Origin of the sequence: Lentibacter sp., assembly GCF_029254145.1 — a bacterium.
In the GTDB taxonomy this organism is placed as follows: Bacteria; Pseudomonadota; Alphaproteobacteria; order Rhodobacterales; family Rhodobacteraceae; genus Lentibacter.
In genome coordinates, this window is record NZ_JAQWYD010000042.1 from 21,239 (window position 1) to 30,365 (window position 9,127).

7 protein-coding genes and 2 pseudogenes are annotated in these 9,127 nt (G+C 54.6%); 7 read left to right on the plus strand and 2 right to left on the minus strand.

The genetic code is table 11. The annotated features are described in order from the left end of the window. Positions 1 to 43: 43 nt before the first annotated feature. The 3 genes from P8O11_RS04985 (at position 44) to murJ (ending at position 5,697) form a co-directional block, all read left to right on the plus strand. Positions 44 to 1,228 carry a penicillin-binding protein activator gene (locus tag P8O11_RS04985; RefSeq protein ID WP_300292278.1) on the plus strand — a complete coding sequence of 395 codons (1,185 nt, stop codon included), beginning with the start codon at positions 44 to 46 and terminating at the stop codon, positions 1,226 to 1,228. Next, entirely contained in the window at positions 1,188 to 4,001 is a 2,814-nt protein-coding gene (locus P8O11_RS04990; RefSeq protein WP_300292280.1) for a [protein-PII] uridylyltransferase, read from the plus strand. The genes P8O11_RS04985 and P8O11_RS04990 overlap by 41 nt, the downstream gene beginning before the upstream one ends. Positions 4,002 to 4,155: 154 nt before the next feature. Beyond that, the gene (gene murJ / locus P8O11_RS04995; RefSeq protein WP_300292282.1) at positions 4,156 to 5,697 is read left to right on the plus strand and encodes a murein biosynthesis integral membrane protein MurJ; all 1,542 of its coding nucleotides are present in this window, start codon (positions 4,156 to 4,158) and stop codon (positions 5,695 to 5,697) included. Here murJ and P8O11_RS05000 read toward each other — a convergent pair. After that, positions 5,672 to 6,028: pseudogene (locus P8O11_RS05000) on the minus strand (rhomboid family intramembrane serine protease); the annotation flags it as partial. The gene murJ and the pseudogene P8O11_RS05000 overlap by 26 nt on opposite strands. Positions 6,029 to 6,052: 24 nt before the next feature. Continuing rightward, complete coding sequence (locus P8O11_RS05005; RefSeq protein WP_300292287.1) at positions 6,053 to 6,358, minus strand: hypothetical protein; 306 nt, start codon at positions 6,356 to 6,358, stop codon at positions 6,053 to 6,055. A 75-nt stretch (positions 6,359 to 6,433) separates the two neighbouring features. On the opposite strand from P8O11_RS05005, the gene trpS reads away from it, so the two are divergent. From trpS to P8O11_RS05025, 4 genes and pseudogenes are all read left to right on the plus strand, one after another. After that, a complete protein-coding gene (trpS, locus tag P8O11_RS05010; RefSeq protein WP_300292290.1) occupies positions 6,434 to 7,465 on the plus strand; it encodes a tryptophan--tRNA ligase in 1,032 nt (343 codons plus the stop codon). A 93-nt stretch (positions 7,466 to 7,558) separates the two neighbouring features. Beyond that, positions 7,559 to 8,044, plus strand: coding sequence for a VOC family protein (locus P8O11_RS05015; protein WP_300292292.1), 486 nt, complete (start codon positions 7,559 to 7,561; stop codon positions 8,042 to 8,044). Positions 8,045 to 8,104: 60 nt separating this feature from the next. Further along, positions 8,105 to 8,971 (plus strand): branched-chain amino acid aminotransferase, encoded by an 867-nt coding sequence (locus P8O11_RS05020; RefSeq protein WP_300292295.1) that lies wholly within the window; start codon positions 8,105 to 8,107, stop codon positions 8,969 to 8,971. 67 nt (positions 8,972 to 9,038) lie between these two features. Then, positions 9,039 to 9,127: pseudogene (locus tag P8O11_RS05025) on the plus strand (universal stress protein); the annotation flags it as partial.

A 9,127-nucleotide genomic window follows, 5' to 3' on the forward strand; every position in this document is an offset into this window, starting at 1 on the left:
GTCGCCATACCAGACCCAAAGCTCAGGGAGAAAGAAGTTACATATGTTCGCTGTTTTAAGTAGTATTCGCAAGCCCTTCCCGAAACTCGTTAGCGTTTTAAGTCTAGTATGGCTCGCGGCTTGTGAGCCCATTGCGCTCACCACGGCGGGCGCTGGTGGAGGGAACGTCAAGCTTGGAGAGCCAGTCAAAGTAGCGCTTCTTCTCCCTCGCGGAAGCGCAATAGACGGAGATAACACAATCTCCGACTCCCTTGAAAACGCGGCACGACTGGCCGTGGCTGACCTTCAAGGGGTCGAAATAGACTTGCGTGTCTATGCAACAGCGGGAGATTTGACCCGTGCACAAACAGCCGCCCGACAAGCCGTAGCAGATGGAGCTCAAGTTATCTTGGGTCCGCTACGCGCAGAGTCCGCGAACGCAGCCGCCGTTGCAGTTGCTGCTGACGATGTAAATGTGTTGGCCTTCTCCAACAACACAACAATCTCAGGCGGGAACCTCTTCCTGCTCGGATCAACATTTCAAAACACGGCCAATCGCTTAGCCGATTACGCCAAACGCAGTGGAAAAGACCGTATCCTTATTGTGCATGACGAAGAGATTGGCGGTCAGCTTGGCAAGGCCGCAATCACGCAGGCCATTGCGCGCTCTGGTGCTACATTCGCGGGAGCAGTTGGTTATGAACGGTCCCAGCAGGGTGTGACAAGCGCGGTCCAGCGTATCAAAGCAGCAGCGCAAGCAAGCAGTGCCAATGCAATTTTCATGACATCGACATCGGACGCGGCGTTGCCGTTTTATGCTCAGATGTTGCCAGATGTCGGCATTAACAATACAAACACACAATTCATCGGTCTCTCCCGCTGGGATGTACCAGCTCAAACCCTTCAGCTTTCAGGCCTTCAAGGCGGATGGTTTGCAATGCCTGATCCAACAAAATCAACCCAATTTGCAGAGCGTTTCTCAAGCGCCTACAATACGCCACCGCATCCTCTTGCCGGCTTGGCTTATGACGGCATTGCAGCGATCGGCGCGCTGGCCAAATCAGGCAAGCGTGACGCGCTATCCACCGCTTCCCTGACCCAAGGGGCCGGCTTTCAAGGCGCCAACGGCATTTTCCGCTTCAATCCAGACGGAACAAACGAGCGCGGCCTAGCGATCGCACAGGTTCAAGACAAGAAAGTCGTGATTATTGACCAAGCCCCAAAATCATTCAGTAGCGCAGGGTTCTAAACTGTCTCTGAACATTTCCATTCCAGAACAACGTGATGATTTGGTCTGCCCAGCAGATCAAATCATTGAAGCTGAAAAGCTCATCGTACAGCTGGCTAGCGCGACAAAAAATTACAATGATGAAGCTGATTTGCGCCGGCAAACGGCAGCCATTTTGCTAGAACACCGCAAGGCAGGTATGACCGCGATCGAGGCTGCGTTTCGTTCAGACCCGTTGGCCGCGCTCCCAACCCGACGCGCCTATTGCTGGCTCGCAGACTGCCTCGTCACCTGCACTTTTGCTGTGGCCTCACAAATTCTACATCCTAAAATAAGTTCAACAGACGATGAGGCACTCGCGCTCTTGGCAGTAGGCGGGTACGGACGCGGAGAGATGGCTCCACAGTCCGACATTGACTTGCTTTTTCTAATGCCAAAACACATCACGCCACGCGCGAAAAGCGTGATTGAGGCCATGCTGTATATCCTCTGGGATTTACATTTAAAGGTCGGCCACTCAAGCCGAACTCTTTCTGACTGTCTTAAGCTTGGCGCCGAAGACTTCACAATCCGCACGGCGCTACTCGAACAGCGTTTTCTTGTCGGTGACAAAGCTCCGGCGGCAACTCTCGCCAAGCGTCTCAAAAGCGAATTGTTCCAAGGCACCGAGACAGAGTTTGTCGCCGCAAAGCTAACCGAACGGGACGAGCGCCATGAACGTCAGGGCGAGCGTTATGTCGTAGAGCCCAATGTCAAAGAAGGCAAAGGCGGCTTGCGTGACCTGCAGTCACTTTACTGGATTGCGAAATACGTTCACCACGTCGAAAGCATCGAGGAACTAGTCCAGCTGGCTGTCTTTCGACCCGAAGAATATGACCGCTTTCAGAAGGCGGAAAACTTCCTCTGGGCTGTGCGGTGTCATCTTCACCTTGTGACAGGGCGCCCCAATGAACAGCTTACGTTTGACCTCCAAGTCGAAGTGGCAGACCGCATGGGCTATCAAGACAAGTCTGGCCGCCGAGCTGTCGAGCACTTCATGCAGGATTACTTTCGCAATGCAACGCGCGTTGGAGATCTGACACGTATCTTCCTAACCAAGCTAGAAGCGATGCACACCAAGCCTGAGCCTCTGCTACAACGTATCTTTTCGCGCAAACCACGCGTGAAAGACGGCTATCAAGTTATTCATGGCCGCCTTGCGGTCTTGGACGAGGCCACATTTCTCTCTAACCCGCTCAATCTACTGCGCGTGTTCGAGGAGGGGTTGCGCACAGGGATGCTCATCCATCCCGACGCAATGCGGCTGGTAACCGCCAATTTACATCTGATCGACGACAGTCTTCGCGAAAACCGTGAGGCCCAACAAATTTTCTTGGACCTGCTCCTCAAACATGGCAACCCAGAGCGCGCCTTACGGCGCATGAACGAGTTGGGTGTCCTCGCAGCTTTCCTTCCCGAGTTTGAGCCGATCGTCGCGATGATGCAATTCAACATGTATCATTCATACACAGTCGATGAGCACACCATTCAGGTGATCTCGAACTTCTCCCGCATCGAGCGACTAGAACTCGAAGAAGAGCTGCCGATCTCTACAGAGATTTTGCGCGACGGAGTCGACCGAAAGGTCCTGATGGTTGCAATGCTTCTACATGACATCGGCAAGGGTCGCGATCAGGATCATTCTGTACTCGGGGCACAGATTGCACGCAAAGTGGCTCCGCGTCTTGGCCTCAACCGCAACGACTGTGATACGGTAGAGTGGTTGGTACGCTACCATTTGCTGATGTCAGATATGGCACAAAAACGCGACATTGCCGACCCGCGCACCGTTCGCGACTTTGCCAAAGCCGTTCAGACAGTTAAGCGGCTAGATTTGCTAACGGTCCTGACCGTCTGCGATATTCGCGGTGTTGGCCCTGATACTTGGAACAACTGGAAGGCCGCACTGATAAGGGCTCTCTATCGCCAGACCCGTCATGCACTAGAAGAAGGCATGGAAGCACTCAACCGTGAAAACAGGGGGACAGAAGCCAAAAAAACGCTGCGGGCCGAACTTCACGGCTGGGACAAGAAAGACATCAAGCACGAAACAGCACGGCACTATCCACCTTACTGGCAGGGCCTTCACGTCACAGCACATGTCGTTTTTGCCAACATGCTCAGAGGCCTGGGCAATGATGAAATTCGGATTGACTTGCACCCCGACGACGACCGTGACGCGACGCGCGTTTGCTTCGTTGTCGCCGATCACCCCGGAATTTTCAGCCGCATGTGTGGTGCACTGGCTCTTGTCGGCGCAAATATCGTAGATGCACGAACCTTTACCTCAAAAGATGGCTATGCCACTGCGGCCTTCTGGGTGCAGGATGCCGAGGGCAGCCCTTTTGAAGCCTCCCGCCTGCCCCGCTTGCGTAAAATGATCGAGCGCACCCTCGCGGGTGAAGTCATCGCCGGCGAAGCCATTCAAACCCGCGACAAACTCAAGAAGAGAGAACGTGCCTTCCGTGTGCCAACGTCGATCACGTTCGACAATGAAGGCTCCGAAATTTATACTATTATCGAGGTCGACACCCGCGATCGCCCAGGCCTGCTCTATGATCTCACCCGTACGCTAGCCAACTCAAACGTTTACATCGCCTCTGCTGTTATCGCGACATACGGCGAACAGGTCGTAGATACCTTCTACGTTAAAGACATGTTTGGCTTGAAATTTTACACAGAAAGCAAACAAAAAACGCTCGAAAACAAGCTCCGCACGGCCATTTCCGAAGGAGCGGAACGAGCGCGCTCTTGAGTGGCAGTCATATCTTTTTTCCGTGCCACAAAGATCCTATAGGTCTTCACGCCAAGCCCGCAGCCGGACGACACACGTAGCAGAGCGCAAAACCTTTCCTTCCTAGGGCCGTCGCGATCGTTTACACCACTCTGAAATAGCAAAAGACCATTAAATGAAACAAATCCGCCTCGTCTCTGGTATTTTTACAGTTGGATTCTGGACACTCATGAGCCGGATCATGGGGTTCGCACGCGATATCCTGATTTCCTCATATCTTGGGCCAGGTGCGGTGATGGATGCTTTTGTGGTGGCCTTCCGCCTACCTAACATGTTTCGCCGTTTCTTTGCCGAGGGCGCGTTTAATGCCGCTTTTGTGCCAATGTTTTCCAAAAGGCTTGAAGCCAATGATGCGCCAGAAGCCTTTGCCTCTGCTGCGCTGAGCTGGCTCAGCATGGCTGTGCTTGCACTCACTGGCCTCGCGCTTGTCTTCATGCCAGCATTGGTCTGGGCCACGGCCGAAGGGTTTGCTGGTGATGAGCGCTTTGACATGGCCACAGGCTTTGGACGCATCGTCTTTCCCTATATTTTCTTTATTTCGCTTGCCGCTCTTTTCTCTGGTGTGCTCAACGCGACGGGCCGCTTTGCCGCGGCAGCTGCCGCACCTGTTTTGCTCAACGTTATGTTAACAGGCGTCATGCTCTTCGCAGCCTACGCAGGTGGCAATGTTGCCCTTGCCCTTGTATGGACAATCCCCTTCGCTGGTCTGGCGCAGCTCGCACTTGTCTATATCGCAACCCGACGTGCGGGCCTGCGTATCGTGCCAAATTTTCCGCGCCCCAGCCCTGAAATGGGCAAGCTCTTACGCGTCGCTGTGCCTGCCAGCTTGGCGATGGGCGTTGTACAAATTAACCTAGTCGTGGGGCAGCTTGTCGCCTCAGAGTATGAAAAAGCTATCAGTTGGCTCTATGCTGCCGACCGCCTCTATCAGCTCCCTCTTGGTGTCGTCGGTATCGCTGTTGGCATCGTTCTATTGCCCGACCTCTCGCGCCGCCTGAAGGCTGGCGATGGCACAGGCGCCCAAAACGCATATTCGCGCGCCTCTGAACTCTCTCTCGCGCTCACGCTGCCTGCCGCCGTTGCCTTGATGGTAATCCCATTGCCGCTCGTTTCAGTTCTGTTCGAGCGCGGCAATTTCACAGGTGATGATGCCGCCGCCACTGCCCTTGCTGTGAGCATCTACGGCCTCGGACTGCCTGCCTTCGTATTGCAAAAAACGTTGCAACCGCTGTTCTTTGCACGTGAAGACACCAAGAGTCCATTTCACTATGCGCTGCTCGCAATGGTGGTCAACGCCGCACTCGCTTTTGGCCTAAAGCCCTATATTGGCTGGCTTGCTCCAGCCGTCGCCGCCACGCTGGCGGCTTGGATCATGGTTATACAGTTGGGTCTTGGCGCTCGTAAATTTGGCGAAGTCGCTCGCCTCGACAGCCGCTTTAAGCAACGCATCTGGCGGATCATTTTCACATCAGCGGCGATGGGCGTGGTGCTTTGGATCACCAATCTAGCCCTCTCACCACTTTTTATTGCAGGCGGTTGGCGCTACCTTGCGCTCACACTGCTGGTTGTGATCAGCGTCCTCGCTTACTTTGGTCTCGGACAGCTTTTCGGAGCCTTCCGTCTAGCCGAATTCAAGTCTGCCCTGCGCCGCGGATAAATGCTCTGAGCCGTACAAATCCGCCCGGACTGACCATAAACGATAGGGCGAAGCCAACTACAAAGCCTGAAAGCTCTGCAATCCACACACCATCCGAACCAAAGAGCAGCCCCAGAACCAACCGGATCATCATCAAAAATCCGATGAGCTGGAACGCTCTGATCTGAGGTTGCCCCACGGAGCGCAACTGTACCCAAAGAATATAACTGAAGGCTCCAATTAATCCGTATGCGCCAGGATAGCCTCCAATAAGCAGCCCCGCGTCAGCCTTGGTGAAACCCCAAACAAGCGCACCACAAATCGAGGCGGCAAAGAACACAGCCAAGACCGCCCACCAGCGAAACCTATCCCCAAATTATTTTCCAAGCGCGAGCATGATCGCCGCAGCAAAGATCATATGAGTAAAGTTCGCATGCAAAAATGGATAGCTCACAAATCGAATCAGATGTTCAAGCGGCCACTCGCCGCGCTCCCACATAAGCTGCACAAGACTGCCAAAAACGCCGTAGTCTTCTATTGCAGAGACGCGCCGCCCAATTCCCATGCGCCCACCAATCATTCCTGCTTCTGCGGCGGCAAAGACGCCTTCGATCCCCACCATCGCGGCAAAGAGAACCACGACAGCAGGAGAGATGTCATTCACTGGACTTTCTACGCTCATAACCGGCCTCTGCTTGACGTTGCTTGGCCTCCTGAGTAAGCCAGCGACAACAAGAGTTCCAGACGGAGAAATATCATGAGCGATGCGCTCCAGCCGAACACGGCGTTCAAGAAACGCGTCTTTTCAGGCATCCAGCCCTCCGGCGGTCTGACTCTTGGAAACTACCTTGGCGCCATCAAGCGCTTTGTGCAGATGCAGGACGAAGATTACGAGACGATTTACTGCATGGTTGATCTTCACGCCATCACCGTCTGGCAAGATCCGGCCGCATTGCGCCGCCAAACCCGCGAGCTGGCCGCAGGCTTCATCGCCTCAGGCATTGATCCTGCAAAATCAATCCTCTTCAATCAGTCCCAAGTCGCAGAACATGCGCAGCTGGGATGGATATTCAACTGTGTTGCTCGCATGGGTTGGATGCAGCGGATGACCCAGTGGAAAGATAAAGCTGGCAAGAATTCACAAAATGCCTCGCTCGGCCTCTTCGCCTATCCATCGCTCATGGCGGCTGATATTCTTACATATCACGCCACCCATGTTCCGGTGGGCGAGGACCAAAAGCAGCACCTTGAGCTGACGCGAGATATCGCCATCAAGTTCAATAATGATTACGGTGTGGACTTCTTCCCCGTTACAGAGCCGGTGATTGAGGGCGCGGGTACGCGCGTCATGAGCTTGCGGGACGGAACCAAAAAAATGTCCAAATCTGATCCGTCCGATGCGTCGCGCATCAACATGACGGATGACGCAGACACTCTTGCAAAGAAAATTCGCAAAGCCAAGACCGACCCGGACGCGCTGCCCTCAGAAGCCGAAGGTCTCGAAGGCCGCGCCGAAGCGCGCAATCTCGTAAACATCTACGCTGGGCTTGCAGATATAAGCGTTGAAGCCGTTTTGCGCGACGTCGGAGGCAAAGCCTTTTCAGAATTCAAGCCGCTGCTCGCTGAGCTCGCGGTCGCTAAACTTGCTCCTATTTCAAGCGAAATGGCACGCCTCATGGAGAACGAGGCAGAGATCGATGCGCTCCTTCACACGGGCGCTGATGCGGCTCGTGCCATCGCCGCGCCTATCCTTGATAAGACATACGAAATCGTTGGCATGGTCCGTTGACCGACGCACCCGCGCACAGCTTCTGTGCGTGGCGGGCTCTTTCACCCTTTCTGGCATGGTCCTATTGTGTCTTCAAACAATAGGAGCCAGTCAATGACACAGCCTTTAGACCCTCAAGCCTGCATCGGGCATGTACACCTCAAAGTAGCCGACCTCGACCGCGCTATCGCGTTTTACTCAGGTGTTCTCGGCTTTTCCGTAACCCAGCGCTACGGAGCAGGTGCTGCTTTTCTCGCGGCGGGAAACTATCACCACCATATTGGCCTCAACACCTGGGAAAGCGCTGGCGGCACACCCCCACCCAAAGGGCACACAGGGCTCTATCACACCGCGTTTTTGTATCCGAGCCGTGCAACGCTCGGTGATGAACTAAAACGGGTTCTCAACGCAGGTATCAAGCTCGATGGTGCATCCGATCACGGGGTCAGCGAAGCGCTATATCTCAGAGACCCAGATGAAAACGGCGTCGAGCTTTACTGGGACAAGCCCGAAGCCGACTGGCCACGCGATGCAGATGGCGCGCTCAGCATGGTCAATGACCCGCTTGACCTTGCATCCCTTCTGGCTGCGGCAGGGTGATTTCGCGCTTTACCCTCCCGTGAGGCCAAACTAACCTTTTGCCAAACCGGAGGACGCGGCATGGCCACAGGCACAAATATCAAAACCTACTTCAACGGCGCTTGGCACGACGGCAACACACCAGTGATCAACGCAGCTGATCATGGGGCTTGGCTTGGTTCTGGGGTCTTTGATGGCGCACGGTTTGTCAACGGATTGATGCCTGATCTCGACCTTCACTGCGCACGTGTGAACCGCTCAGCAGAAGCACTCATGCTCAGGCCCACTGTCTCCCCCGAAGATATGGTCGAGATCGTGAAAGAAGGTCTCAAGTCATATTCTGTTGGCGCAGCAGTTTATATCCGTCCGATGTATTGGGGCATTGGCGGCGATGTGTCAGCGATTGTGCCAAGCCGTGATGAAACCGGCTTTGCCATCTGCCTAGAGGAAATTCCTTTTGCTGCGGACACCGCGAGCACAACGTTGACGCGTACGCGGTTTCGCCGCCCGGTGCTGGAAAGCGCTGTGGTTAATGCAAAAGCTGGCTGTCTTTATCCCAACAATGCCCGCATGCTCTCAGAGGCGCGCAGCAAAGGATTTGGCAATGCTCTCGTCGCCGACGTCATGGGCAATGTTGCCGAAACAGCGACAGCAAATGTATTTATGGTTAAAGATGGTGAGGTCTTCACTCCTATCGCCAACGGCACCTTCCTCGCAGGCATCACCCGTGCACGCCATATGTCAAATCTTTCGGCGGATGGTATGAACGTACATGAAACCGTGCTTAGCTTTGAGGATTTCCACGAGGCCGACGAGGTCTTTCTTTCGGGCAATATGTCAAAGATTACGCCTGTTACGGCCTTTGATGACACCAGCTACCAAGTCGGCCCTGTCACGCGTCGCGCGCGGGAACTTTACTGGGATTGGGCCGCCTCTAACGCAGGATGAGCCATTGCACAGAGGCCGCTGTTGCGCCATTCTGTGCCGTGATGTGGGCTGATGAGGGAGGCTGATGATGCGTAAGTTTCTTGTGGTGCTGGATGACAGCCGCGAATGCCTGAATGCGATGCGCTTTGCAGCGATGCGGGCCGCCAAATCAGGGGG